Here is a 23,740-nt window from a genome sequence, read left to right as displayed (position 1 = left end):
CGTCGTCCGTACCCCGCGAAAGGCTGTTTCCGCCATGGCGATCGACGTTCACCGGCCGACCACGGTCAAGCCCGTCCTGGCCGTACGGGTCGAGGGGCTGACCCGTTGCTTCGACGGGCGCCCGGTCATCGACGGGCTCCGACTCGACGTCCGGCCGGGCGAGTTCGTCGCCCTGCTCGGCCGCGCCGGCTCCGGCAAGTCGACGCTGCTGCGCATCCTCGCCGGGCTCGACCGTGACATCGAGGGCACCGTACTGGTGCCGCGCCGCAAGGCCGTCGTCGTCCAGGAGCCCCGTCCGATGCCCTGGCGGCGGCTGTGGCGCACGGTCCTGCCCGGCAAGTCCGAACGAGCCGTCGCCGAAAGGGTGTTGGAGGAGGTCGGCCTGGGCCACCGCACCACCGCGTGGTCCAGGACCCTCTCCGGCGGCGAGACCCGGCTCGCCTGGCTCGCCCGGGCCCTGGTGGACGAACCCGATCTGCTGCTGCTCGACGATCCGTTCGGCGCGCTCGACGCACCGGCCCGCGCCACCGCGCGGCGACTCCTCGACGAACTGTGGCGACGGCGTGGCTGCGCCGTGCTCCTCGTCACCCACGATGTCGAGGAGGCCGTGCTCCTCGCCGACCGGGTGCTGGTCCTGGAGGACGGCTCCATCGCCCATGAGCAGCGCGTCGGTCTCGACCGGCCGCGTGACGTCACCGGCCCGCGCTTCACCGAGCTGCGCGCCGGACTCCTCCGGCGTCTGGGCGCACCGGCCGCCTGAACCGGCCCGCGGTCGGGCGGCTCGGGAAGATCCGCGCCTTCCGTGCCGTTGGTGGAAACGTGAACAACACCGAGGCAGTCGTCATCGGCGCCGGGCAGGCGGGGCTCGCCGCCGCCTACCACCTGCGACGCACGGGGTTCGAGCCGGGACGCGACTTCGTCGTCCTGGACCACGCGCCCGGGCCGGGCGGCGCCTGGCAGTTCCGCTGGCCCTCGCTGACGTACGGCAAGGTGCACGGTATGCACGCGCTGCCCGGGATGGAGCTGACCGGCGCCGACCCCCTGCGGCCGTCCGCGGAGGTGGTGTCGGAGTACTTCGCCGACTACGAGCGCACCTTCGACCTGCGGGTACGCCGGCCGGTGGAGGTGCGGGCGGTGCGCGAGGGCGAGGGCGGACGGCTGCTCGTGCAGACCTCGGCCGGCGACTGGTCTGCCCGGGCCCTGATCAACGCCACCGGCACCTGGGACCGCCCGTTCTGGCCCCGCTACCCCGGCCAGGAGACCTTCCGCGGACGCCAGCTGCACACCGCGCAGTACGCGGGGCCGGAGGAGTTCGCCGGGCTGCGCGTGGTCGTGGTGGGCGGCGGTGCGTCCGGTACCCAGCATCTGCTGGAGCTCGCCCCGTACGCGGCCGCCACCACCTGGGTCACCCGGCGGCCCCCGGTCTTCCGCGAGGGCCCCTTCGACGAGGGTGCCGGACGTGCGGCGGTGGCGCTGGTGGAGGAGCGGGTACGGCAGGGGCTGCCGCCGAGGAGCGTGGTGTCGGTGACCGGGCTGCCGCTGAACGACGCGATCCGGCAGGGCATCGCCGAGGGCGTGCTGGACCGGCGGCCGATGTTCGACCGGATCACCCCGGACGGTGTGGAGTGGGCGGACGGCGGCCGGGTGGACGCCGACGTCATCCTGTGGGCGACCGGGTTCCGGGCGGCCATCGACCATCTCGCCCCGCTCGGGCTGCGCGGGCCCGGCGGCGGGATCCGCATCGAGGGGACGAGGGTGGCCGCCGATCCGCGGATCCACCTCGTCGGCTACGGTCCGTCGGCGAGCACCATCGGCGCCAACCGGGCCGGCCGCGCGGCCGTGCGGGACATCAGGCGGCTGCTGGCCGAGGAGGGCTCCGTCGCCGCGTGATGCCCCGCCCGGTCATTTCGAGGGCGACGCGCTGCGCTGGTTCCGGTTGAACTCGGCGACATTGCGCTGGTGTTCGGCGTAGTCGGCGGTGAAGCGGGTGTCCCCCGGCTTGACGGTGACGAAGTACAGCCAGTCCCCCGGGGTGGGCGCGATGGCGGCGCGCACGGCGTCCTCGCCCGGGTTGTCGATCGGGGTCGGCGGCAGCCCCATGCGCTGGTACGAGTTGTAGGGGCTGTCGATCCTGGTGTCGGCCTGGGTGGTCTTCAGGGTCGAGCGGTTGAGGGCGTAGTTGAGGGTGGAGTCCATCTGGAGCGGCATGCCGCGCTCCAGGCGGTTGAAGACGACCCGGGCCACCTTGCCCATGTCCGCCTCGGTGGCCGCCTCGGCCTGGACGATGCTCGCGATGGTGACCGCCTGGTAGACGTTCATCGCGTTGCGCTGGGCGCCCGCGGCGATCGGGGCGCCGTTGAACTTCTTGTTGGCGGTGTCGACCATGGCCGCCAGCAGCGACTCGGGGGTCGCCTTCTCGCCGTTCTGCTCCAGCGGGTAGGTCGCCGGGAAGAGGTAGCCCTCGGGGTTGCCCTCGGCGTCCTCGGGGAGCTTCAGATCCACCTTGGCCATGGCCTTCTTGGTGGTGCCCGCGGGCAGGGCGAGGGTCTTGTCGACGGCCTCGTAGACCTGGCCGGACCGCCAGCCCTCCGGGACGACGAGGGTGGTGGGCTTCTTCTCCCCCTCTTCGCCCCAGGTCAGCAGCGGCACCGCCACGGCGGTGCCCGCCACGACGGCCCCGGTCGCGATGAGGACGAGTCGGCCCCTGCGGGTCAGACGAATCGCGCTCCGTGACGGAGAGTTCATATGCATGCGGGCACGGTAACCCCTTAAAGCCTATAAACCCGACATATCTTCATCTTGTCGGCTCCAGTTGGGCGTCTCGGCGGACCAGTGCCGCGTACCGTCCGTCGCGGGCCAGCAGTTCCTGGTGCGTTCCGCGTTCGACGGCCCGGCCGGAGTCCAGGACCACGATCTGGTCGGCGCCGCGGACGGTGGACAGGCGGTGGGCGATGGTGAGCGTGGTGCGGTCGGCGGAGAGCGCGTCGATGGCCTGCTGCACCGCGTGTTCGGTACGGGTGTCCAGGGCGCTGGTCGCCTCGTCGAGGACGAGCACGGGCGGGTCGCGCAGGATCGTGCGGGCGATGGCCAGGCGCTGCTTCTCCCCGCCGGAGAAGCGGTGTCCGCGCTCGCCGACGACCGTGTCGTACCCGTCGGGCAGGGCGGCGATGTGGTCGTGGATCTGCGCCGCCCGAGCCGCCTCGTGCAGTTCCTCGTCGGTGGCGTCCGGCTTGGCGAAGCGGAGGTTCTCGGCGACCGAGGCGTGGAAGAGGTACGTCTCCTGCGAGACGACGCCGACCGCGCGGGCGAGGGTGTCGAAGTCGAGATCGCGGACGTCGACGCCGTCGAGGGTGACCCGGCCGCCGGTGACGTCGTACAGCCGCGGCACCAGGTGGCCGAGCGTGGACTTGCCGGCGCCGGTCGGGCCGACGACGGCGAGGGAGCCGCCCGCGGGGACGGTGATGTCGACGCCGTCGAGGATCGGGGCGCCCTTGCCGTCGTAGCGGAACTCGACGTTCTCGAAGCGGACCTCGCCCTTGATCTCGTCGAGGTGGACGGCGTCCTCGGACTCGGTGATGTCGACGGGCAGGTCGAGGTACTCGAAGATGCGCTGGAAGAGCGCGAGCGACGCCTGGATCTGGACGCCGGTGCCGAGCAGGCTCACGGCGGGCCGGAACAGGCCCTGCTGGAGCGAGACGAAGGCGACGACGGTGCCGATGGAGACCTCGGGGCCGCCCGTCTGGAGGGCCATTCCGGCGGTCCAGTAGATGACGGCAGGCATGGCGGCCATGACGACGGTGATGACGGCCATGCGCCAGCGGCCCGCCATGTTCGAGCGCACTTCCAGGTCGACCAGGCCCTCGGACTCGGCGGCGAAGGACCGGGTGAGCGAGTCGGAGCGACCCATGGTGCGGCCGAGCAGGATGCCGCTGACGGAGAGCGACTCGGTGACCGTGGCGGCCATCGCGGCCATCTGCTTCTGGCGCTGGGTGGTGATCTTCTTGCGCTCGTTGCCGACCCGGCGGCTGATCCACACGAAGACCGGGAGCAGCAGCAGGGAGACCGTGGTCAGCCGCCAGTCCAGGGCGAGCATCGCGATGATCGTGGCGACCACGCCGGTGAAGTTGGCGACCAGCGAGGTGGCGGTGGAGGTGACGGTGGCCTGCATGCCGCCGATGTCGTTGGCGATCCGGGACTGCACCTCGCCGGTGCGGGTCCGGGTGAAGAAGGCCAGCGACATGCTCTGCAGGCGGCCGTAGACGGCGGTGCGCAGATCGTGCATGACGCGCTGGCCGACGGTCGTGGAGATCAGTGTCTGCAGGACGCCGAAGACGCTGGTGAGGACGGCGCCGGCGATCATGCCGAGGGCGAGCAGGCCGAGCAGCCCGGTACGGCCCTCGGGAATGGCGACGTCGAGGATCGCCTTCAGCAGGAAGGGCGTGGTCACGGACACCAGTGAGGCGGCGCCGACCAGGAGTCCGACCAGGGCGAGCCGCCCGCGGTAGGGACGGAACAGACGCAGGATGCGGCGCACCTGCCGGGGCTGCTCTTCGGCATCGGCCGGCGGTGTCCAGACGGGTTCTCGATCGGGACGCATGGGCTCCTTCGGAGGGTGAGAACGGGGCTTACGGAGCTTAGCTCATTGTTACCTATGCTCACAATGAATGTAGTCCTGATATTGTTCCCGTATGACCAGCCCCGATCCCGAAGGCCCGCTCGCCGAGCGGCTGCTGCGGTTCACCCGTCGCGCGCACCGGATCCAGAAGCGGTACATCGAGCAGTCCGGTCTGGGCGTCACTCCGGCCCAGTCGCGGCTGCTGCGCACCCTCGCGCACTGCCCCGCGCCGCCCCGGATGGCCGACCTCGCCGAGCGGCTGGAGGTGGTCCCGCGGGCGATCACCTCCCTGGTCGACGGGCTGGAGGCGGGCGGCAAGGTGCGCCGGGTGCCGGATCCGGCGAACCGGCGGGTGATCCGCATCGAGCTGACCGACGCGGGGCGCGCGGCCCTGGGCGAGCTGCGCGCGGCCCGCCGGTCGGCGGCCGAGGAGATCCTGGCGCCGCTCACCTCCGAGCAGCGCGTGGTGCTCGGCGGACTGCTGGACACGCTGGCCGAGCCGGACGGCGGACCGAGGGGCTGAGCGGCGCGGGTGGGGGGCCGCGGCTCGCGCACAAGCGGGGCGAGGGCGGCCGCGGCCCTCGTGCGACCGGGGGTGAGTGTGGCTGCGGCCCGCGCACGACCGCGGCGAGAGTGGCCGCGGCCCGCGCAACCGGCGCGAAAGTGGCCGCGGCCCCACGCACAACAGGGCCGAGGGCGATCGCGGCCGGCGCTCTCCGGGGGCCACGGAGGGTGCCGTGCGTCCCGGTCGGGCGGGGCGGGGGCAACGGGCGGAACCTGTGGGTCCGGTGCGACGCACGAGGGCAGCCGAATCGTTTCGCCCCAGAGGAAAACCGCTTGCCTCCGACCACGCTCCGACGCGAACCTGTCACGGTTTGCTGCCTCCGCTCGCGGTGGCTCCCGCCTTCCATCCCCCGACCGAGCCCCTGGGACGTCATGCAGATTCAAGACCTTCCGTTTCCCGACCCGGGCGTCCCGGACGCCCGCTCGGGGCCCCGCTTCCTGTGGTGGCTCTTCAGGAACCAAGTCGGCGGCCAGCTCAAGGCACTGGCCTGGGGCCTGTTGCACTTCGCGTCCGTCGCCTCCCTGCCCTTCTGTGTCGGCATGGCCATCCAGGCCGTCGTGGACCGCTCCGGCAGCGACCTCGCCCTCGCCGGCGGACTGCTGGCCCTCGCCTGCGCGGGCAACGCCCTGGGCGACACCTTCCTGCACCGCACCGCCGTCACCAACTGGATCACCGCCGCGGCCCGGGTGCAGCAACTCCTCGCCCGCAAGGCCGCCCTCCTCGGCTCCGCGCTGACCCGGCGGGTCGCGGCCGGCGAGGTCGTGGCCGTGTCCACCGGTGACGTGGAGAAGATCGGCTGGTTCGTCGAGGCCCTCTCCCGCTTCACCGCGGCCGCGGTCACCATCGTGCTGGTCTGTGTCGGCCTGGTGCTCTACCAGCCCGCGCTCGGTGTGGTCGTCGCCGTCGGCCTGCCCGTCCTGGCGCTGGCGGTCCTGCCGCTGCTGCCCCGGGCCACCCGGCGCGCCGACCTCCAGCGCGAGAAGGCGGGGCGCGCCACCGAACTGGCCTCCGACACCGTCGCCGGGCTGCGCGTGCTGCGCGGCATAGGCGGCGAGGAACTCTTCCTGGACCGCTACCGCCGCGCCTCCCAGGAGGTCCGGCACGCCGCCGTGCGCAGCGCCCGGATGTGGGCACTGATCGCCGCGATCCAGGTCCTGCTGCCGGGCCTGCTGCTGATCACCGTGGTCTGGTACGGCGTCCATCTCGCCGGCCAGGGCCGGATCACCGTCGGTGAACTGGTCACCGCCTACAGCTCGATCATGCTGCTCACCTACCCATTGCGGCACTTCGAGGAGATCGCGATGGCCTACTCCTTCTCGCGTCCCTCGGCCCGGCGGGCCGCGGGGGTGCTGTCCCTGGAGCGGGCCACCGACACCGACGGCTCCCGCGCGGCCGAGCCGCCGTCCGGCGACCTGTACGACCCGGCCACCGGACTGCTCGCGCCCGCGGGCCGGTTCACCGCCGTGGTGTGCGGCGACCCGGACGCGGCCGGACGGCTGGCCGAACGCCTCGGCGGGCATCCCTCGGAGTCCGGCACCCCGGTACGGCTCGGCGGCGTACCGCTGGACGAACTGCCGCTGGACACGGCGCGCACCGCCGTCCTCGTCCAGGACAAGGACCCCGTCCTGCTCTCCGGCACCCTGCGCGAGCTGCTCGACGTCCCCCGGTCGGGCGCCGTCGGCCCGTCCGAGGCGCTGGCGGCGGCGCAGTGCGAAGACGTACTGGCCGCCCTGGCCCAGGCCTCGCTCGACGCGGCGGACGCCATGGACGCGCTCATCACCGAACGCGGCCGTTCCCTCTCCGGCGGCCAGCGCCAACGGCTGGCCCTCGCCCGCTCGCTGGTCACGGACCCGGAGGTGCTCGTCCTGGACGAACCCACCTCGGCCGTGGACTCCCACACCGAGGCCCGCATCGCGTGTGGTCTGCGGGATCTGCGGTCCGGACGCACCACCGTGGTGTTCACCTCCTCGCCGCTGCTGCTGGACCGGGCCGACCGCGTGGTCCTCGTGCACGAGGACGAGGTGACGGCGGTCGGCGTGCACCGGGAGCTGCTGCACAAGGAGCCGCTGTACCGCGCCGTCGTCACCCGCGAGACGGACGAGGAGGCCGCCGCGGCGGCCGAGGCGGCGGAACTGCGGGACGCCGGCCCCCGGCTGGACGGACTGGAAGCGCTGGACGCACTGGAAGAGATCGAGGAGAGCGCATGATCGGCGTGGCGCCACCGGCCTACGACCCCGCGGCCCCGACGGCGGCCAGCACGCTGCCCGTCGGCGCCCCGGCCACCGTACGCGCGTACGTGACCGAACTGTTCCGCCGGCACCGCCGGGCCTTCATGGTCCTGATCGCGGTCAACACGACCGCCGTGATGGCCTCCATGGCGGGCCCGTGGCTGCTCGGCGATCTCGTCGAGCGGGTGTCGGAGAACGCGGCGGAACTCCGGCTGGAGGTCACCGTCCCACTGTTCGTCGTCGCACTCGTCGTCCAGGCGGTGTTCGTCCGGGAGGTGCGGCTGCGCGGCGCGATACTCGGCGAGCGCATGCTGGCCGACCTGCGCGAGGACTTCCTGGTCCGGTCCGTCGGACTGCCCCCGGGCGTGCTGGAGCGCGCCGGGACCGGCGATCTGCTGTCCCGGATCACCACCGACATCGACCGGCTGGCCAACGCCATGCGCGAGGCCGTGCCCCAGCTGGCGATCGGCGTGGTGTGGGCGGCGCTGCTGCTGGGCGGCCTGGTGATCACCGCGCCCGAGCTGGGCGCCGCGGTGCTGGTCGCCGTGCCGCTGCTGGTCGTCGGGTGCCGCTGGTACTTCAGGCGGGCGCCCGCCGCCTACCGCTCCGAGGCCGCCGGATACGCCGCCGTGGCCGCCGCGCTCGCCGAGACGGTGGACGCCGGCCGGACCGTCGAGGCGCACCGCCTCGGCGAGCGCCGGATCGAACTGTCCAAGCAGCGGGTCAAGGAGTGGACGGCCTGGGAGCGCTACACGCTGTGGCTGCGCTCGGTGCTCTTCCCGGTCATCAACGTCACCCATGTCACCGTGCTGGGCTCGGTGCTGATGCTCGGCGGGGTGTTCGTCCTCCAGGGCTGGATCGACGTCGGCCAGCTGACCACGGGCGCGCTCATCGCCCAGATGCTCGTCGACCCGGTGGGCCTGATCCTGCGCTGGTACGACGAGCTCCAGGTCGCGCAGGTGTCGCTGGCCCGGCTGGTGGGCGTCCGGGACATCGAGCCGGACGCCGGGGATCCCTCGCTGGCCCCCGGCGGACGCGATGTGCACGCCGACCGGGTGCACTTCGGCTACGTCGACGGCGTGGACGTGCTGCGCCGGGTCTCGCTGGAGGTCGCCCCCGGCACCCGGCTGGCGCTGGTCGGCCCGTCCGGCGCCGGCAAGTCCACGCTGGGCAGGCTGCTCGCCGGTATCTACGCGCCCCGGGAGGGCCGGGTCGCCCTCGGCGGCGCCGAGCTGTCCCGGATGCCCGCCGAGCGGGTCCGCGAGCATGTGGCCCTCGTCAACCAGGAGCACCACGTCTTCGTGGGCTCCCTGCGCGACAACCTGCTGCTCGCCCTGCCGCACTCCCGGCTGCCGTCGGGCGAGCAGGCGGCCGAGGACGCCGCCGACGGGGAGCTGTGGGCGGCGCTCGCGGCGGTCGACGCGGACGGCTGGGCCCGCGCCCTCGACGAGGGCCTGGACACCGAGGTCGGCTCGGGCGGTTTCGCGCTGACCCCGGCGCAGGCGCAGCAGATCGCGTTGGCCCGACTGGTGCTGGCCGACCCGCACACGCTGGTCCTGGACGAGGCGACGTCGCTGCTCGACCCGAGGGCCGCCCGCCACCTGGAGCGCTCGCTGGCGCGTGTGCTGGACGGACGCACGGTGGTGGCGATCGCCCACCGTCTGCACACCGCGCACGACGCCGACGTCATCGCCGTCGTCGAGAACGGCCGCATCAGCGAGCTGGGCAGCCACGACGAGCTGGTCGCGGCGAAGGGCGCCTACGCGGCGCTGTGGCAGTCCTGGCACGGGTGAACCGACGGGACCGGCCCGCCCGGGAGCGGTGACCGGGCCGGCTCCGCGAGCCCGGCCCGGAGTCCGCGCGGGGGCGGGTACAGAGGTCTGGCCCGAAGACCACGCGGGAGCCGGCACGCAGGTCTGGCCCGGAGCCCGCGCGGGTACAGGGAGCGGGCGCGTGGGTCCGAGGACCTGGGCGGGATCGGTGCCCGCGGCGGATGAAGGGGTCCGGCTCGCGGGCCGTCCCGGACCGGCGCCGCGGGGTCCCGCGATGGCGGGTCGGTCTCGGGGCCAGCGCTCCGGGGCCGGCCCGCGGCATGCGGCTCGGGCCGGGGCGGAGGCCGTCGCGAAGAGCCGCGTCGTGGGCTCCGGGACGCGTGGCCGCAGGGCCGTTCGCGCGGGTGTCCGGTCCCCGGGCCGGGTCCGTGGCGTTGCGCGGGGGTCAAAAGGGGTGGAAGGCTGGTTATCGGCACCGGTTCGGGGAGCACCGGGGAAGCCTGCCGCATGTGCGGGGCGCAGCCTGCGCCGCGCACACCGGTCCGTCGTCGATCGCGGAGTCGACGGGCCCGCCCCCACCACCAGGAGGTACCCGTGAACAGCGCCGACGGATGGGGTGACGACGTCTACCAGCCCGACGCGTCCGAGGTCCAGGACGACGCGGGACTGCTCGACGCCGAGGACACCCTGGACAACGACGGCGTCGGCGACCCCCTCGACCGCGGCTGGTCCCCACCGGAGCGGCCCTGGGCGGTGGAGCGCGCCGGTGTGACGGCCGCCGAGCGGAGCCGGGGCGAGACCCTGGACGAGCGGCTCGCCGAGGAGGTGCCCGAGGTCGGCACCCCCGACGGCGACGGCCTCGGCGACGTCGAGGGCACCGACGGCGAGCTCCTGGACAACGAGGTCGGCGCGGTGCGCTCCGGCCGCCTCGTGGCACCCGACGAGGGTGCCCACGAGGACGAGGAGAGCGCGCTGGTCGCCACCGACGTCGGGATCGACGGTGCCGCGGCCTCGGCCGAGGAGGCCGCCATGCACATCGTCGACGAGGACGCCCTGTCCGGCTGAGCCCGAGGAGCCTTGATGCGGCAGGACAAGCACCCCGACTACCACCCGGTCGTCTTCCGGGACCGCGCCGCCGGGTACGCCTTCCTCACCCGGTCCACCGCCACCAGCGGCGAGACCATCGAGTGGGACGACGGCGAGACCTACCCGGTCGTCGACGTGGAGATCTCCTCGGAGAGCCACCCGTTCCACACGGGCGGGGCCCGCACGGTGGACTCGGAGGGCCGCGTCGCCCGGTTCGAGCGCCGCTACGGCTCCGACGGCACCTGAACCTCGGTCCGGCGCCCGGCCCCGGCGCGCGAACGGCTCGCTCAGATGAAGTTGAGCGCCGCCGCGCAGCCCACCCCGCCCAGCAGCATGAAGACCGGCATCAGCACCTTCAGCTCCACCCAGCTGCCCGCCCGGAACCGCATCACCTTCGGCGGGCCGATCGGGTACCAGCGCTTGCGGCCCACCGGGATCGGCCACAGGATCGGGCAGCCCGAGACGGTCAGCGAGTCCCCGATGTCGTGCACCAGCGCGCCCAGCACGACCGGCAGCCCCAGCCACAGGTACTCCTGGCCCGGCTCGGTGAACAGCCAGTCCGCGCCGTTGCCCGGCTTGTCCAGGACACCCGCGAGGATCCAGGCGCTGGTCGCGGCCAGCAGCCAGACCAGGACGTCGCTGCTGGATCCCCGGGTCGCCCGCCACAGCAGGCCCTCGATGGCCAGCACCATGTGCGCGAAGAGGATGCCGAGCACCGCCCAGCGGCCCCCGGTGATCGCCAGGACCGAGGCGCCCGCACCGATCATCACGGCCCACAGCCAGGTGTGCGTGAGCGTGCGGTGGCCGCCGGAGCGACGCGGGTCGCCCTGCTTCTTGGTGGCCTTGTAGACGGCGTAGGAGAGTTTGTCGACGATCTCGCACAGCCATCGGGACAGCGGCCCGAAGGCGCGGGAGATGGTGGCGGCCTTGTGGTCGAGGTCCGGCGCCAGGGCCGCCCCGGCGCAGATCAGGGCGCCGACCAGGACGACGGGCCAGGGCATCGGACGCCCCATTGCCGCGGCGGCCGCTCCGACGCCCAGCCAGGCCGCGGCGCCCGACAGTGAGTGTGCTGGTCCCATCATGGCCGTTCCCCGCCCCATTCCTCGTGTGCCGCTGTCCAGTTGACCTGGTGCTCCGACGTGCCGTCGGCGACACAGCGTAGCGTTCGCGATCTTCGTGCGGGCAGCCGATTCCCCTGTCGGCCGGGACGGCAGGCAAGATGGGTGGGTGACCCTCATCGATCAGCTGCCGCCGACCGCGGATCCCGACGCCCTCTACGAAGCCTTCGAGTCGTGGGCGGAGGAGCGCGGTCTGACTCTCTACCCCCACCAGGAGGAGGCGCTGATCGAGGTGGTGTCCGGCGCGAACGTGATCGTGTCGACGCCCACCGGCTCCGGCAAGAGCATGATCGCGGCGGGCGCGCACTTCGCCGCGCTCGCCCGTGACGAGGTCACCTTCTACACGGCTCCGATCAAGGCGCTGGTGTCGGAGAAGTTCTTCGAACTGTGCAAGCTCTTCGGCACCGAGAACGTCGGCATGCTCACCGGCGACGCGTCCGTCAACGCCGACGCCCCCGTCATCTGCTGCACCGCCGAGGTCCTGGCCTCGATCGCGCTGCGCGACGGGAAGAACGCCGATGTCGGCCAGGTCGTCATGGACGAGTTCCACTTCTACGCGGAGGGGGACCGCGGCTGGGCCTGGCAGATCCCGATCCTCGAACTGCCCCAGGCGCAGTTCGTCCTGATGTCGGCCACGCTGGGCGACGTCTCGATGTTCGAGACCGACCTCACCCGGCGCACCGGCCGCCCCACGTCGGTGGTCCGCTCGGCGACCCGCCCGGTGCCGCTCTCCTACGAGTACCGGCTCACCCCGCTCACCGAGACCCTGACCGAACTGCTGGAGACCAAGCAGGCGCCGGTCTACATCGTGCACTTCACGCAGGCGCAGGCCGTGGAGCGGGCGCAGGCGCTGATGAGCATCAACATGTGCACCCGGGAGGAGAAGGACCGGATCGCCGAGCTGATCGGCAACTTCCGCTTCACCACCAAGTTCGGCCGCAACCTCTCCCGTTACGTCCGCCACGGCATCGGCGTCCATCACGCGGGCATGCTGCCCAAGTACCGCCGGCTGGTGGAGAAGCTGGCGCAGGCCGGTCTGCTGAAGGTGATCTGCGGTACGGACACACTGGGCGTCGGCGTCAACGTGCCCATCCGCACGGTGCTGTTCACGGCGCTGACGAAGTACGACGGCAGCCGTGTGCGCACGCTGCGGGCCCGTGAGTTCCACCAGATCGCGGGCCGGGCCGGGCGGGCCGGCTTCGACACGGCGGGTTTCGTCGTCGCGCAGGCTCCCGAGCACGTCGTCGAGAACGAGAAGGCGCTCGCAAAGGCCGGGGACGACCCGAAGAAGCGGCGCAAGGTCGTCCGCAAGAAGGCGCCCGAGGGGTTCGTCGGGTGGACGGAGAACACCTTCGACAAGCTCATCACCTCCGACCCGGAGCCGCTGACGTCCCGTTTCCGGGTGACGCACACCATGCTGCTGTCGGTGATCGCGCGGCCCGGCAACGCCTTCGAGGCGATGCGGCATCTGCTGGAGGACAACCACGAGCCGCGCAAGCAGCAGTTGCGGCACATCCGGCGCGCCATCGCCATCTACCGCTCGCTGCTGGACGGCGGCATCGTCGAGAAGCTCGACAAGCCGGACGCCGAGGGCCGGATCGTCCGGCTCACCGTCGATCTCCAGCAGGACTTCGCCCTCAACCAGCCGCTGTCCACGTTCGCGCTGGCCGCGTTCGAACTGCTGGAACCGGAGTCGCCGTCCTACGCCCTGGACATGGTGTCCGTGGTGGAGTCGACCCTCGACGACCCGCGGCAGATCCTCGTCGCCCAGCTGAACAAGGCCAAGGGCGAGGCCGTCGCCGCGATGAAGGCCGACGGTGTGGAGTACGAGGAGCGCATGGAGCGGCTCCAGGACATCACCTACCCCAAGCCGCTGGAGGAGCTGCTCTTCCACGCGTACGACACCTACCGCAAGAGCCACCCCTGGGTCGGTGACCACCCGCTGTCGCCGAAGTCCGTGATCCGGGACATGTACGAACGGGCCATGTCCTTCACGGAGCTGGTCTCCTTCTACGAGCTGGCCCGCACCGAGGGCATCGTGCTGCGCTACCTGGCGAGCGCCTACAAGACGCTGGACCACAACATCCCGGACGACCTGAAGTCCGAGGATCTGCAGGATCTGATCGAGTGGCTGGGCGAGATGGTCCGCCAGGTCGACTCCAGCCTGCTGGACGAGTGGGAGCAGCTCGCCAACCCGGAGGAGATGACCGCCGAGGAGGCCCAGGAGAAGGCCGACGAGGTCAAGCCGGTCACCACCAACGCGCGCGCCTTCCGGGTGCTGGTCCGCAACGCGCTGTTCCGCCGGGTGGAGCTGGCCGCCCTGGACCAGGTCGGGGAACTGGGCGAGATGGACGCCGAGGCCGGCTGGGACGCGGACGCCTGGGGCGAGGCCATGGACAAGTACTGGGACGAGTACGACGACCTGGGTACCGGTCCCAACGCCCGCGGCCCCAAGCTCCTGGTGATCGAGGAGGAGCCGGCGAACCGTCTGTGGCGGGTGCGGCAGATCTTCGACGACCCCAACGGGGACCACGACTGGGGTATCAGCGCCGAGATCGACCTGACCGCCTCCGACGCGGAGGGCCGCGCGGTCGTCCGGGTCACCGATGTCGGCCAGCTGTGAGCACAGGAGAATGCCACCCATGACGAACCCGGCCGAGAGCCTTGTCGCCCTGCTCGACCTGGAGCAGATCGAGGTCAACATCTTCCGCGGCCGCAGCCCGCAGGAGTCCCTCCAGCGGGTCTTCGGCGGGCAGGTGGCGGGCCAGGCCCTGGTCGCCGCGGGGCGCACCACGGACGGCGAGCGCCCGGTGCACTCGCTGCACGCGTACTTCCTGCGCCCGGGCCGGCCGGGTGTGCCGATCGTGTACCAGGTGGAACGGGTGCGGGACGGGCGGTCGTTCACGACGCGCCGGGTCACCGCCGTGCAGCAGGGACGCACGATCTTCAATCTCACCGCCTCCTTCCACAAGCCTGAACAGGGGAGCTTCGAGCACCAGTTGCCGCCGGCGCGTGAGGTTCCGGATCCCGAGTCGCTGCCCACGGTCGCGGACGAGATCCGGGAGCATCTGGGCGCGCTGCCGGAGCAGTTGGAGCGGATGGCGCGCCGTCAGCCCTTCGACATCCGTTACGCGGACCGGCTGCGCTGGACTCCCGAGGAGGTCAAGGGCGCGGAGCCGCGCAGCGCGGTGTGGATGCGCGCGGTGGGTCCGCTGGGCGACGACCCGTGGGTGCACACCTGCGCGTTGACGTACGCCAGTGACATGACCCTTCTGGACGCGGTCCGGCTGCCGGTGGAGCCGCTGTGGGGGCCTCGGGGCTTCGACATGGCGTCGCTGGACCACGCGATGTGGTTCCACCGGCCGTTCCGTGCGGACGAGTGGTTCCTGTACGACCAGGAGTCGCCGATCGCCACGGGCGGCCGCGGTCTGGCCCGTGGCCGGATCTACGACCTCGAGGGCCGGCTGCTGGTGTCGGTGGTCCAGGAAGGGCTGTTCCGGGCGCTGTAGGTCGGGGTGCCGCGGGTCAGGTGTTTCTGCGGCGCAGCCAGCCGAGCAGCCGGGGTGCGCGGGCGCACCGCTGTCGGCCGGGTGTCGTCGCGCGGTGGCCGGTTTCCGGGGTGGTGCGTGGCGCGGGCCGGTGGGCGCGCGCCTCGGCCATCGCCCGGGTGAGGTCGGCCAGCAGCCAGTCCACCTCGTCCGCGTCGTCGGCCGTCATGATCTGTTCGCACAGGCGGGCGGCCGGTGAACCGGGGGCGCCGTGGGTGGGCGGGCCCGGCCGGTGGCGGCTCAGGTGGGCGCGTTCGCCGGGGTCGGGGACGGCCTCGGCGATCCGGGCCGGGTCCAGGAAGGCGGCCACCGCTCCGGCCCGCTGCCACGGGTCGTCGCTCTGCCGCAGCAGGAAGCCGAGTTGGCGGCCGCGCCAGTTGCGCGGGCGCAGGTCGAGGCCGGCCTCCAACTGGCCGCGCAGTCCTTCGGGGGTGCGCGCCTTGAGCAGCGGGGCGTGTGCCTCGTCGGCCGCGAACTGCCGCAGTTCCTCGGCGGAGTAGATCCAGACCACGGCGCGGTAGCGGTTGAGGTAGAAGAACACCGGGACCACCAGGCCGAGTCGGGCGAGGCGGGTGAACCTGCCGGGCGACACCTGCATCAGGGCGGCGCCCTCTCCGGTGCCCACCGTCCGCACCCGGTCCAGGACCGACTCGGGGAACCCCTGGGAGGACCGCAGCCGTTCGATCTCGGAGCGGGCGACGCGGCGGGCTCCGCCGCCTCCCTCGTCGGGCACCGTGCGGATTCGGCCGAGATGGACGGCGAGGTCGAACTCGCGCCGCCTCATGCCCAGTTCGCGGGCGGCGCGGGCGGGTGTGCAGGAGGTGTGGTGCGGCTGGGTGACGGTGTCGCCGGTCATGGTGGCTCTCCCCCGTGGAGTTCCGGTGCTCACGCTGTGTGCGTTCGCCGTGACAGAACCGTAGCCAATCCGGACGATCTCGTGGCGGGCCTGTGGACAACTCCACGGGAGAGGGTGAAAGCGCAGGTCAGAACCGTGTGTCCGGGTCGTGTTCGGGTTTGCGCGCGTCCACGCCGAGGTGTTCGCCGACCCGGTTGACGAGCAGGGTCATCTCGTAGGCGATCTGTCCGATGTCGGCTTCGGCGCCGCTGAGGACGCACAGACAGCTACCGGATCCGGCGGCGGTCACGAACAGGACGGCGTCGTCGAACTCGACCATGGTCTGCCGCACTCTGCCCGCGCCGAAGTGGTGCCCGGACCCCTTGGCGAGACTGTGCAGGCCCGAGGAGACGGCGGCCAGATGTTCCGCGTCCTCCCGCCGCAGTCCGGTGCTCGCGCCGGTCACCAGCCCGTCGTTGGACAGGACCAGCGCGTGCCGCACATGCTCCACGCGCTCGGTCAGTTCGTCCAGCAGCCAGCCCAGTTGCTGATTCTGCGCCATGTTCCCGTCTCCCCGTACGACGCCCCCCTCCGGCCGAGGGAGGTCCCGGCCACCCAGCCTTCCGGACAAGTCGGGGCAGGGGCAAGGACGACTCGGTACGGAACGGAGGATGTCCGGCCCGCGCGGACGGATCCGGTCAGCTCACCGAGTCGAGCAGCCGGGCGGTGTGCATCCGCCCGGCGTACTCGACGAGCCGGATGAGCACCTCCTTGCCCGAGTCGCGGTCCCGGGCGTCGCAGAGGACCACGGGCGTCCCCTGGTCGAGGTCGAGGGCGCGCGAGACGTCGTGGGCGCCGTAGGACCGGGCGCCCACGAAGCAGTTGACGGCCACCACGAAGGGGATGTGCCGGTGCTCGAAGTAGTCCACGGCCGGGAAGCAGTCCTCCAGGCGCCGGGTGTCGGCGAGGACCACCGCGCCGAGGGCCCCTTGGGAGAGTTCGTCCCACAGGAACCAGAACCGGTCCTGGCCGGGTGTTCCGAAGAGGTAGAGCGAGAGGCCGGACCGGATGGTGATGCGCCCGAAGTCCATGGCGACGGTCGTGGTGACCTTCTGGTCCACGCCGTCGGTGTCGTCCACCCACTGGCCCGCCTCGCTGAGCAGTTCCTCGGTGCGCAGCGGCCTGATCTCACTGACCGCGCCCACCAGGGTCGTCTTGCCCACGCCGAAACCGCCGGCGACCAGGATCTTCAGTGCCAGGGCGGACGTGTCGTCGCCCGGCTCGTCAAAGTTCTCGGAGACCATCGATCACTTCTCTCGGGAGTGCCGGCGCCGGTGGACGTCGCCGGGGGTGCGTCCCGCGCTCACGAAGCGTGCGCGTGCGACTGCTGTGCGTGTGTGCGAAGTCAGCATCATGACAACTCCGGCCCGCCCTCGTGGGGTTCGACCGCTCTTTGCCCGATGTGACCGACTCATGACGTTCCCGCGTCCGCAATGGTGTACAAATCGGCGCCGTACGCGACCGTCGGGTTCTGAACTGTCGTCTACAGGGCCCGCAGTCCTTCGATCACCTCGCGCAGGATCCGTTCGTCGGGAAGCTGTGCGGGCGGCACCGGACGGCTGACGGTGACCCGGCCCGATTCCAGGAGGTCTCCGAGGAGGACCCGGACGACGCCCACCGGGAGGTCGGCGCCCGCGGCGAGTTCGGCCACGGACTGCGTCTCGGGGCGGCACAGTTCGATCAGCGTCCGGTGCTCGGGGCCGAGGGTGTCGTCGGCGTCCGGGGCGCTCGCGTCGAGCGTGACGAGCGCGATCAGGTCGAAGGCCACTCCGGTGGGCCCCGACCTGGTGCGGCCCCCCGTCATCGCGTACGGCCGGACGAGCGGTCCGGCCTCGTTGTCGTACCACTGGCTGTCCTGCTCGCGCGGGTCGCGGTCGTCGGTCATGTGCACGGAAGGCCCGCTCGCCTCAGCCCGCGGCGGGCGGCCGCGCGCCCGTGCGGGGCCCGGTGTGCAGATGCTCGCCGACACGTTTCACCAGGCGGGCCATCTCGTAGGCGACGAGGCCGATGTCGGCGGTCACCGCGGTGAGCAGGGCCAGGCAGGAGCCCTCGCCCGCGGCGGCGACGAACAGGAAGCCGTCGTCCATCTCCACCATGGTCTGGCGCACGCCCCCGGCCCCGAAGTGCCGGCCGGCACCCTTGGCCAGGCTGTGGAACCCGGAGGCGACGGCGGCGAGGTGTTCGGCGTCCTCACGGCCGAGGTCGGTGGAGGCGCCCACGGCGAGTCCGTCGTTGGAGAGCACCACCGCGTGCCGTACCTCGCGCACACGCAGCACCAGGTCGTCCAGCAGCCAGTCGAGTTCGCCGGACCGTGGGGCGGTCCTGGGGCCGGGGTCCTGGATCATGCGGGGTCTCCTTCGGTGGTGTCGCCGCGCGCCGGGGCGTCCTGGGCGGTGCCGCGGCCGGGCTGCCGCCCGCCGCCGCGCGCCCAGCCGTCGCGGTACGCCGTCATGCGGTCGCGTACGAGTTCGGGTGTGCGTCGGTCGTCGCCGCCCGGGGAGGCGGTGGGGGGCCGCTCCTCGGCGTGCTCGCGCAGTTGGGGTGCGAGGCTCGCCTGCCGGACGCGGCGTGGGAGCTCGTCGTTGCCGTGGGAGTCGTCCGGGGGGCGGTGCAGGCGCAAGGCGGTGACTCCGGGGGGCGGGGGTTCGGTCGCGGTGTGCGGGGCGGCGGGCGCGGGCGCCACCAGCGCGGGCCGGTCGGCGGGGGCCTCGACGGACTCCTGGCCGGGTGCGTCGCCGGGCACGCGCGCGCAGGCGCGCTCGGGAGGCCGGGCCGGGGCGGCCTCCGCGTTGGGGGAACGTTCCGCCGCGCCGAGGTGCAGCAGGGCGGTGGGCAGCAGCACGACCGCGGTGGTGCCGCCGTAGGGCGAGGTGCGCAGGTGGACCTTGACGCCGTGGCGGGCGGAGAGCCTGCTGACCACGAACAGACCGAGCCGGTCGCTGTCGAACAGGTCGAGCGCCTCGGACTGCTCGATCCGCCGGTTCGCCTCGGCGAGGGTCTCCTTGCCCATGCCGAGGCCGCGGTCCTCGACCTCGATCGCGTAGCCGTTGCCGACGGGTTCGCCCGTGACGCGCACCCGGGTGTGGGGCGGTGAGAACTGCGCGGCGTTCTCGACGAGTTCGGCCAGCAGGTGGGTGAGGTCGGCGACGGCCGCGCCGACGACGGCCGTCTCGGGCAGTCGGCGCACCTCCACGCGCGCGTAGTCCTCGACCTCGGAGACTGCGGCGCGCACCACGTTGGTCAGGGAGACCGGCATCCGCCAGGCGCGCCCCGGGGCGGCGCCGGAGAGGATGATCAGGCTCTCGGCGTGCCGGCGCATCCGGGTGGTGAGGTGGTCCAGCCGGAACAGATCGCTCAGTTCGTCGGGGTCGTCGGAGCGGCGCTCCATGCTGTCCAGCAGCGTCAGCTGACGGTGCACCAGCACCTGGCTGCGGCGGGCGAGGTTGACGAAGACGCCAGAGATGCCGCCGGCCAGCTCGGCACGCTCCACGGCGGCCCGCAGCGCGGCGCGGTGCACGGTGCTCAGCGCCTCGGCGACCTGCCCGGTCTCGTCCTCGGCGGGTTCGCCGGGCGGGGCCTCGGCGCGGATGTCGATCTCGTCCCCGGCGCGCAGTCTCCGCATCGCCTCGGGGAGTTTGCGGCGGGCGATCTCCAGGGCGCTGTTGCGCAGGCCGACCAGTTCGACGACGAGGCCGCGGCCGATCCGGACGGAGATCACCAGCGAGGCGAGGACGGCGGCGAGGCCGAAGAGCACCGCGGCGCCCGCCGGGCTGAGCAGGCCCCGGGTGAACGGGTCGGCGCGGTCGGCGACGCCCTGTCCCGCGTCGGTCTCGATGTCCCGCATGCCGTCCCGCACGCCTGCGAAGGCACGGTCCCAGGCGGCCTCCGGGACGGCGTCGGCCGCGCGCGGGCCGGGCGCGGCGGCGAGGACCGCGTCCTCGGCGGCCTCGACGGCGGCGTGGTCGCCGCCCGCGGTGAGTTCCCGCCAGGCGGTGCGCCCGGCGCCGCCGAGGTCGGCGACGGCGGCGCCGGTGAGGACCCGGCGGGTGGCGACGGCGCCGGTGAACAGCCGCAGCCGCTCCCCGTCGAGACGGCCGGCCGGGCGGGCGGCGGCGAGGACCGCGTCCTCCTGGGCGAGGGCCTCCGCCGCGCGGGAGAACTCCAGCAGCACGCGCGCGTCCGAGCCGAGGTCGGCGTCCTGGATGCCGGTGAGGGCGCCGCCCACGGGGAAGGCCGCCGCGATGGTGCCGGTGTAGCGCCGGTAGGTCTCGCTCCAGCCGGCCTCGCGGTCGAGGACGGCGGTGCGCAGGGTGCCGAGGCGTTCCGCGCCACCGACGAACTCCTCCAGCCGTGCGGCGACGTCGGCGGGGAGTTCCTCGGCGTGGGCGACGGTGTCGCGCGGGCCGAGCCGCAGTGCGGCGACGGCCGCGTCGGTGCGCCCGGTGAGCCTGCGGTAGTCGTCGCCACGTACGGCCGAGGGGTCGGCGACGAGGCGTACCGCGGTGGCGCGTTCGGCCTGGAGGGCCGCGACGGCGGCGGCGAGGGGGGCGCGGATGCCGGCGTCGACGCGCTGGACCTGCCGCAGCCGGGAGACGTCCTGCGCGGTGGTGACGGTGGCGTGGGCCCACAGGGCGAGCAGGGAGACGACCGGCACCATCAGCAGGCAGACGATCTTGGCGCGGACCGTGCGCGGGCGGAGCCGCCATCCGCCCGCGCGGGTGGGCGGGTCGCCCGGTATCGCGCCCGGGGCCTCCTCCGGGCCTTCGTCGGCGGGCGGTCCGGCGTGGGCGCGGCGGCCGCGCGCGGGCGGTGCGGACGCCGGGCCGGCGCCGGATGCGGTGGTCCTGCGGGGTGTACGCATGGCCTCCTCGCTCGGGAGAGATCCATAGGATGGGCCCTACTGGGCGGCGCTCTCGACCGGCCGTTGGGCGGAGGCGGAGGCGGCGCGCTCCCCGGTCGTCGGGGACAGGGCGACGAAGGCGGAGGTCAGGAAGAGGTAGGACCCGAGGCCGACGGCGAGGGGGAAGATGAACTGCATCGCCGTGGCCCCGGGCAGGGTGTCGCCGCCGGGCGTGACCCGCACGCTCACCGCGAACATGCCGGTGTAGTGCATGCTGCTGACCGCCGCGCCCATGATCAGGGAGGCGACCGTGACGGCGACGGGCGACTCGATGTTGAGCGCCGCCCACAAGGCCGCCGTCGCCGCCGCGACGGCGATCAGCACCGAAAGCCCCACCAGGAGGGGGTCGTAGCGCACCTCGCCGTGCAGGCGCACGGCGGCCATGCCCAGGTAGTGCATGCTGGCCACGCCGAGTCCCGTGGTGAGTCCGCCGAGCAGCAGGGCGCGGGTGCGGTCGCGGCCGTAGCCGACGGCGAAGACGCCCGCGCAGACGACGGCCATGGCGACGAGCAGGCTGGCGAGGGTGAGCGGCACGTCGTAGCGGATGTCGGTGCCGCTGACGCCGAAGCCGAGCATCGCCACGAAGTGCATGGTCCAGATGCCGGTGCCGAGGGCCGACGCGGCTGTGACGAGCCAGTTGCGGCGCGACCGGCCGGTCGCGCCCAGCGCGCGGACGGTGCAGCGCAGACCGAGCGCGGCGCCGATGCAGGCCATCGCGTACGACAGCGCCGGGGTCAGCGGCCCCAGGGCCGCGTGGTCCAGATGTCCCATGGCCCAGGGACGCTAGCCGGGGCACGGGGGCACAAAGGGGGCGCATTTCGAAAGGTGCTGCAACATGACACGGATCGGTCCGTCAACGACCGCCCTACGAGCGAACGTGCACGGCGCTGTCGGCGCGGGCGTCCCCCGGCCGGTGCGGGATCATGCCGGACATGAGCGACGACCACACGCATGTCCAGGAGTTCTTCTCCGCCCGTGCCGCCGGCTGGGACGCCAGGTTCCCCGACGACGGACCGGCGTACGCGGCCGCCGTCGCCGAACTCGGTCTGCGCGCGGGCGACCGGGTCCTCGACGCGGGCTGCGGCACCGGGCGGGCCCTGCCGCCGCTGCGCGCGGCCGTGGGACCCACGGGAGTGGTCCTGGGGGCCGATCTCACCCCGGCCATGCTCGAGGCCGCCGTACGGGCGGGACGGCACCGGGACGGGCAGTTGCTGCTCACGGACGTGGCCGCGCTGCCGCTGCGCCCCGATGCGCTGGACGCCGTGTTCGGCGCGGGCCTGATCGCGCATCTGCCCCAGCCGTCCCGGGACCTGCGGGAGCTGGCCCGGGTGGTCCGCCCGGGCGGCACGCTGGCCCTGTTCCATCCGATCGGCCGGGCGGCGCTCGCGGCCCGTCAGGGCCGGCGGATCACCCCCGCGGACCTGCGGGCCGAGCCCAATCTCCGCCCGCTGCTGGCCGGTTCCGGCTGGCGCATGACGTCGTACGTGGACGAGGACGCCCGGTTCCTCGCCCTGGCCGTGCGGGAGGGCTGAGCGTCCGCCGCGCGCCCCTCGCCGCCGGGCTCCGCTCCGCCGGGTGAACGCCCTTGACCGCGATGCCCTCTTCTGTTGCGGGTTATTCAACTCTAGGTTGAACAGCGGGAGATGAGACGATGACCGAGGGCGATCGCAGGGGGAAGGCGGCCGGGATGTTCGGCAGGTTCCGACAGTCATGGGGCAAGGTGCTGGACGCCTGGCGCACGGGGCCGGACGCCGACCAGGACACGCGGACGCACAATCTCTTCGAAGCGGCGGCGGCCTATGTCGCGGCCGGCGCGGAGGACGACCAGGAGCGCGTCGACGAGGCCGCGGGATGGGTCTCGCCGGAGGCGCTGTCGTTCGGGGTGAACGAGCTGGCCTGCCGGGCCGTCATCGCCCTCGCGCGGGAGCGGGACGAGTCCCCGCGGACGGTCGCCCGGGACCTCCTCGGCCTCCCGGCGGCCTGACCGGACCCTCGCCGAGAGGCGTTTTCGCCCCGTCCAGACGGAAAACAGCAGCTCCGGATGGGGTGGGTGGTCGTGACAAGGGGCTTCCCGTCGCATTAGGGTGCGCGCCGATGGACGAACCGATGGGGAGGCTGGGATGGCCGGGACGGACGAGGGCGCCGTCGCCGCCGAGGACGACGCGCTGTATGTGCTCACGGCGGTGCTGCTGACGCCTGCGAAGTTCCCGAGCGTGCTGGGCGACGACTACCCGGAGGCGTGCGCGGCGCTCGGCCTCGCGCCGCTCGCCGACGGGTACGGGCTGGTGATCGGCCAGGACGGGGACGGCGCCCGCTGGACGGTCGTCATCGACGACGTGTCGCTGGTCGCGGTCGCCATCGCGTCCTGGGACTGCGGCATGGAGTACGACCTGTCCCCGGACGAGCGGACGGTCGTGGCGGCCCTGCCCGGCTGGCCACTGGCGGTCGCCGTCGCGGCGCCGAACGTGCCCGCTCCGCACGACCCCGAGCCGGACCCGGCGGACCCTCCGCCACTGGCGCCGCCGGACACCTCCACCTGGGGTCCCGCGCAGCGGCGGCTGGGCGCCGACGAGATCGCCCTGCAGTGGGCCGCGTGGCGGGAGCAGATCGACGACTCCGCCTTCCCCGGCCTCGACGGCGGCACCCCGGCCGACGGGGACGAGAAGGAGGACGCGGCGGAGGACGCGCCGAAGCCGAAGGGACACAGCGGTATCCGCCGGGTCCTCGCCGAGGCGCGCGCCTACGTGGACACCCCGCCGCCGCTCGGCCGGGTCCGTTCCGCCTTCGCGTCGGGCGACGCCCGCACCCTGCGCGCCGACGGTCCGGGCTGGTCGCTCGTGGCGAGGACGGACGACATCGCGTTCGTGCTGCTGGACGACGAGCCGGGCGAGGTCCTTCCGGTGGGCCGCGGCCCGGAGCTGCCGGGTCTGCTGGAGGCACTGGACAGGATGGCCGTACGCCCCAGCTGAGGTGGTGTCTTGGCACACCATGCGGGGACGTCCATCCATGTGGC

Annotated in this window: 22 protein-coding genes; 12 read left to right on the top strand and 10 right to left on the bottom strand. The window is 73.1% G+C overall.

The window, feature by feature from the left end; genetic code table 11:
* Positions 1–34 precede the first annotated feature (34 nt).
* Positions 35–760, top strand: coding sequence for an ABC transporter ATP-binding protein (locus ABT296_RS00305; RefSeq protein WP_351922093.1), 726 nt, complete (start codon positions 35–37; stop codon positions 758–760).
* A gap of 59 nt (positions 761–819) precedes the next feature.
* A complete protein-coding gene (locus tag ABT296_RS00300; protein ID WP_351922092.1) occupies positions 820–1,890 on the top strand; it encodes an NAD(P)-binding domain-containing protein in 1,071 nt (356 codons plus the stop codon).
* A gap of 12 nt (positions 1,891–1,902) precedes the next feature.
* On the opposite strand, the gene mltG is transcribed toward ABT296_RS00300, so the two are convergent.
* Positions 1,903–2,751, bottom strand: a complete 849-nt coding sequence (gene mltG, locus ABT296_RS00295) for an endolytic transglycosylase MltG (RefSeq protein ID WP_351922091.1) — start codon at positions 2,749–2,751, stop codon at positions 1,903–1,905.
* A 43-nt stretch (positions 2,752–2,794) separates the two neighbouring features.
* A complete protein-coding gene (locus ABT296_RS00290) occupies positions 2,795–4,597 on the bottom strand; it encodes an ABC transporter ATP-binding protein (RefSeq protein WP_351922090.1) in 1,803 nt (600 codons plus the stop codon).
* Between the two features lie 91 nt (positions 4,598–4,688).
* Here ABT296_RS00290 and ABT296_RS00285 point away from each other — a divergent pair, with 91 nt between their 5' ends.
* The 5 genes from ABT296_RS00285 (at position 4,689) to ABT296_RS00265 (ending at position 10,512) form a co-directional block, all read left to right on the top strand.
* Positions 4,689–5,138 carry a MarR family winged helix-turn-helix transcriptional regulator gene (locus tag ABT296_RS00285; RefSeq protein ID WP_351922089.1) on the top strand — a complete coding sequence of 150 codons (450 nt, stop codon included), beginning with the start codon at positions 4,689–4,691 and terminating at the stop codon, positions 5,136–5,138.
* Positions 5,139–5,551: 413 nt separating this feature from the next.
* The gene (locus tag ABT296_RS00280) at positions 5,552–7,387 is read left to right on the top strand and encodes an ABC transporter transmembrane domain-containing protein (protein WP_351922088.1); all 1,836 of its coding nucleotides are present in this window, start codon (positions 5,552–5,554) and stop codon (positions 7,385–7,387) included.
* Positions 7,384–9,201 carry an ABC transporter ATP-binding protein gene (locus ABT296_RS00275; protein ID WP_351922087.1) on the top strand — a complete coding sequence of 606 codons (1,818 nt, stop codon included), beginning with the start codon at positions 7,384–7,386 and terminating at the stop codon, positions 9,199–9,201. Before ABT296_RS00280 ends, ABT296_RS00275 begins: the two co-directional genes overlap by 4 nt.
* A 573-nt stretch (positions 9,202–9,774) precedes the next feature.
* A complete protein-coding gene (locus tag ABT296_RS00270; protein WP_351922086.1) occupies positions 9,775–10,245 on the top strand; it encodes a DUF5709 domain-containing protein in 471 nt (156 codons plus the stop codon).
* 15 nt (positions 10,246–10,260) lie between these two features.
* Positions 10,261–10,512: a type B 50S ribosomal protein L31 gene (locus ABT296_RS00265; RefSeq protein ID WP_351922085.1), complete on the top strand. Its 252-nt coding sequence runs from the start codon at positions 10,261–10,263 to the stop codon at positions 10,510–10,512.
* 41 nt (positions 10,513–10,553) lie between these two features.
* Here the strand turns inward: ABT296_RS00265 and ABT296_RS00260 are convergent, their stop codons facing one another.
* Positions 10,554–11,348 carry a metal-dependent hydrolase gene (locus tag ABT296_RS00260; RefSeq protein WP_351922084.1) on the bottom strand — a complete coding sequence of 265 codons (795 nt, stop codon included), beginning with the start codon at positions 11,346–11,348 and terminating at the stop codon, positions 10,554–10,556.
* A gap of 145 nt (positions 11,349–11,493) precedes the next feature.
* On the opposite strand from ABT296_RS00260, the gene ABT296_RS00255 reads away from it, so the two are divergent.
* Positions 11,494–14,007 (top strand): DEAD/DEAH box helicase, encoded by a 2,514-nt coding sequence (locus ABT296_RS00255; RefSeq protein WP_351922083.1) that lies wholly within the window; start codon positions 11,494–11,496, stop codon positions 14,005–14,007.
* Positions 14,008–14,026: 19 nt separating this feature from the next.
* Positions 14,027–14,893 carry an acyl-CoA thioesterase gene (locus tag ABT296_RS00250; protein WP_351922082.1) on the top strand — a complete coding sequence of 289 codons (867 nt, stop codon included), beginning with the start codon at positions 14,027–14,029 and terminating at the stop codon, positions 14,891–14,893.
* 16 nt (positions 14,894–14,909) lie between these two features.
* Here the strand turns inward: ABT296_RS00250 and ABT296_RS00245 are convergent, their stop codons facing one another.
* The 7 genes from ABT296_RS00245 to ABT296_RS00215 form a co-directional block, all read right to left on the bottom strand.
* The gene (locus ABT296_RS00245) at positions 14,910–15,788 is read right to left on the bottom strand and encodes a DUF6397 family protein (protein WP_351922081.1); all 879 of its coding nucleotides are present in this window, start codon (positions 15,786–15,788) and stop codon (positions 14,910–14,912) included.
* Positions 15,789–15,915: 127 nt separating this feature from the next.
* The gene (locus ABT296_RS00240) at positions 15,916–16,329 is read right to left on the bottom strand and encodes a roadblock/LC7 domain-containing protein (RefSeq protein WP_351922080.1); all 414 of its coding nucleotides are present in this window, start codon (positions 16,327–16,329) and stop codon (positions 15,916–15,918) included.
* 136 nt (positions 16,330–16,465) lie between these two features.
* Positions 16,466–17,071: a GTP-binding protein gene (locus ABT296_RS00235; RefSeq protein WP_351922079.1), complete on the bottom strand. Its 606-nt coding sequence runs from the start codon at positions 17,069–17,071 to the stop codon at positions 16,466–16,468.
* A gap of 239 nt (positions 17,072–17,310) precedes the next feature.
* Positions 17,311–17,712, bottom strand: coding sequence for a DUF742 domain-containing protein (locus ABT296_RS00230; protein ID WP_351922078.1), 402 nt, complete (start codon positions 17,710–17,712; stop codon positions 17,311–17,313).
* Positions 17,713–17,734: 22 nt separating this feature from the next.
* The gene (locus ABT296_RS00225) at positions 17,735–18,172 is read right to left on the bottom strand and encodes a roadblock/LC7 domain-containing protein (protein ID WP_351922077.1); all 438 of its coding nucleotides are present in this window, start codon (positions 18,170–18,172) and stop codon (positions 17,735–17,737) included.
* Positions 18,169–20,688, bottom strand: coding sequence for a sensor histidine kinase (locus ABT296_RS00220; protein ID WP_351922076.1), 2,520 nt, complete (start codon positions 20,686–20,688; stop codon positions 18,169–18,171). The genes ABT296_RS00225 and ABT296_RS00220 overlap by 4 nt, the downstream gene beginning before the upstream one ends.
* A 36-nt stretch (positions 20,689–20,724) precedes the next feature.
* A complete protein-coding gene (locus ABT296_RS00215; RefSeq protein WP_351922075.1) occupies positions 20,725–21,498 on the bottom strand; it encodes an MHYT domain-containing protein in 774 nt (257 codons plus the stop codon).
* Between the two features lie 161 nt (positions 21,499–21,659).
* Between ABT296_RS00215 and ABT296_RS00210 the strand changes: the two genes are divergently transcribed.
* The 3 genes from ABT296_RS00210 (at position 21,660) to ABT296_RS00200 (ending at position 23,696) form a co-directional block, all read left to right on the top strand.
* Entirely contained in the window at positions 21,660–22,259 is a 600-nt protein-coding gene (locus tag ABT296_RS00210) for a class I SAM-dependent methyltransferase (RefSeq protein ID WP_351922074.1), read from the top strand.
* A 155-nt stretch (positions 22,260–22,414) separates the two neighbouring features.
* Positions 22,415–22,711, top strand: a complete 297-nt coding sequence (locus ABT296_RS00205; RefSeq protein WP_351922400.1) for a hypothetical protein — start codon at positions 22,415–22,417, stop codon at positions 22,709–22,711.
* Between the two features lie 136 nt (positions 22,712–22,847).
* Positions 22,848–23,696, top strand: coding sequence for a hypothetical protein (locus ABT296_RS00200; RefSeq protein WP_351922073.1), 849 nt, complete (start codon positions 22,848–22,850; stop codon positions 23,694–23,696).
* The last annotated feature ends 44 nt before the right edge of the window (positions 23,697–23,740 follow it).

It is taken from the genome of Streptomyces sp. NPDC000983, assembly GCF_040299205.1.
Taxonomy (GTDB): Bacteria; Actinomycetota; Actinomycetes; order Streptomycetales; family Streptomycetaceae; genus Streptomyces.
This window is presented reverse-complemented; position numbering and strand designations above follow the sequence as displayed.

Coding starts and splice junctions, on each gene's coding strand:
- ABT296_RS00275 (WP_351922087.1), top strand. CDS start 7,384: ATGATCGGCGTGGCGCCACCGGCCTACGACCCCGCGGCCCCGACGGCG.
- ABT296_RS00205 (WP_351922400.1), top strand. CDS start 22,415: ATGTTCGGCAGGTTCCGACAGTCATGGGGCAAGGTGCTGGACGCCTGG.
- ABT296_RS00265 (WP_351922085.1), top strand. CDS start 10,261: ATGCGGCAGGACAAGCACCCCGACTACCACCCGGTCGTCTTCCGGGAC.
- ABT296_RS00220 (WP_351922076.1), bottom strand. CDS start 20,688: ATGCGTACACCCCGCAGGACCACCGCATCCGGCGCCGGCCCGGCGTCC.
- mltG (WP_351922091.1), bottom strand. CDS start 2,751: ATGCATATGAACTCTCCGTCACGGAGCGCGATTCGTCTGACCCGCAGG.
- ABT296_RS00260 (WP_351922084.1), bottom strand. CDS start 11,348: ATGATGGGACCAGCACACTCACTGTCGGGCGCCGCGGCCTGGCTGGGC.
- ABT296_RS00225 (WP_351922077.1), bottom strand. CDS start 18,172: ATGATCCAGGACCCCGGCCCCAGGACCGCCCCACGGTCCGGCGAACTC.
- ABT296_RS00280 (WP_351922088.1), top strand. CDS start 5,552: ATGCAGATTCAAGACCTTCCGTTTCCCGACCCGGGCGTCCCGGACGCC.
- ABT296_RS00290 (WP_351922090.1), bottom strand. CDS start 4,597: ATGCGTCCCGATCGAGAACCCGTCTGGACACCGCCGGCCGATGCCGAA.
- ABT296_RS00230 (WP_351922078.1), bottom strand. CDS start 17,712: ATGACCGACGACCGCGACCCGCGCGAGCAGGACAGCCAGTGGTACGAC.
- ABT296_RS00305 (WP_351922093.1), top strand. CDS start 35: ATGGCGATCGACGTTCACCGGCCGACCACGGTCAAGCCCGTCCTGGCC.
- ABT296_RS00250 (WP_351922082.1), top strand. CDS start 14,027: ATGACGAACCCGGCCGAGAGCCTTGTCGCCCTGCTCGACCTGGAGCAG.
- ABT296_RS00245 (WP_351922081.1), bottom strand. CDS start 15,788: ATGACCGGCGACACCGTCACCCAGCCGCACCACACCTCCTGCACACCC.
- ABT296_RS00235 (WP_351922079.1), bottom strand. CDS start 17,071: ATGGTCTCCGAGAACTTTGACGAGCCGGGCGACGACACGTCCGCCCTG.
- ABT296_RS00285 (WP_351922089.1), top strand. CDS start 4,689: ATGACCAGCCCCGATCCCGAAGGCCCGCTCGCCGAGCGGCTGCTGCGG.
- ABT296_RS00240 (WP_351922080.1), bottom strand. CDS start 16,329: ATGGCGCAGAATCAGCAACTGGGCTGGCTGCTGGACGAACTGACCGAG.
- ABT296_RS00210 (WP_351922074.1), top strand. CDS start 21,660: ATGAGCGACGACCACACGCATGTCCAGGAGTTCTTCTCCGCCCGTGCC.
- ABT296_RS00200 (WP_351922073.1), top strand. CDS start 22,848: ATGGCCGGGACGGACGAGGGCGCCGTCGCCGCCGAGGACGACGCGCTG.
- ABT296_RS00215 (WP_351922075.1), bottom strand. CDS start 21,498: ATGGGACATCTGGACCACGCGGCCCTGGGGCCGCTGACCCCGGCGCTG.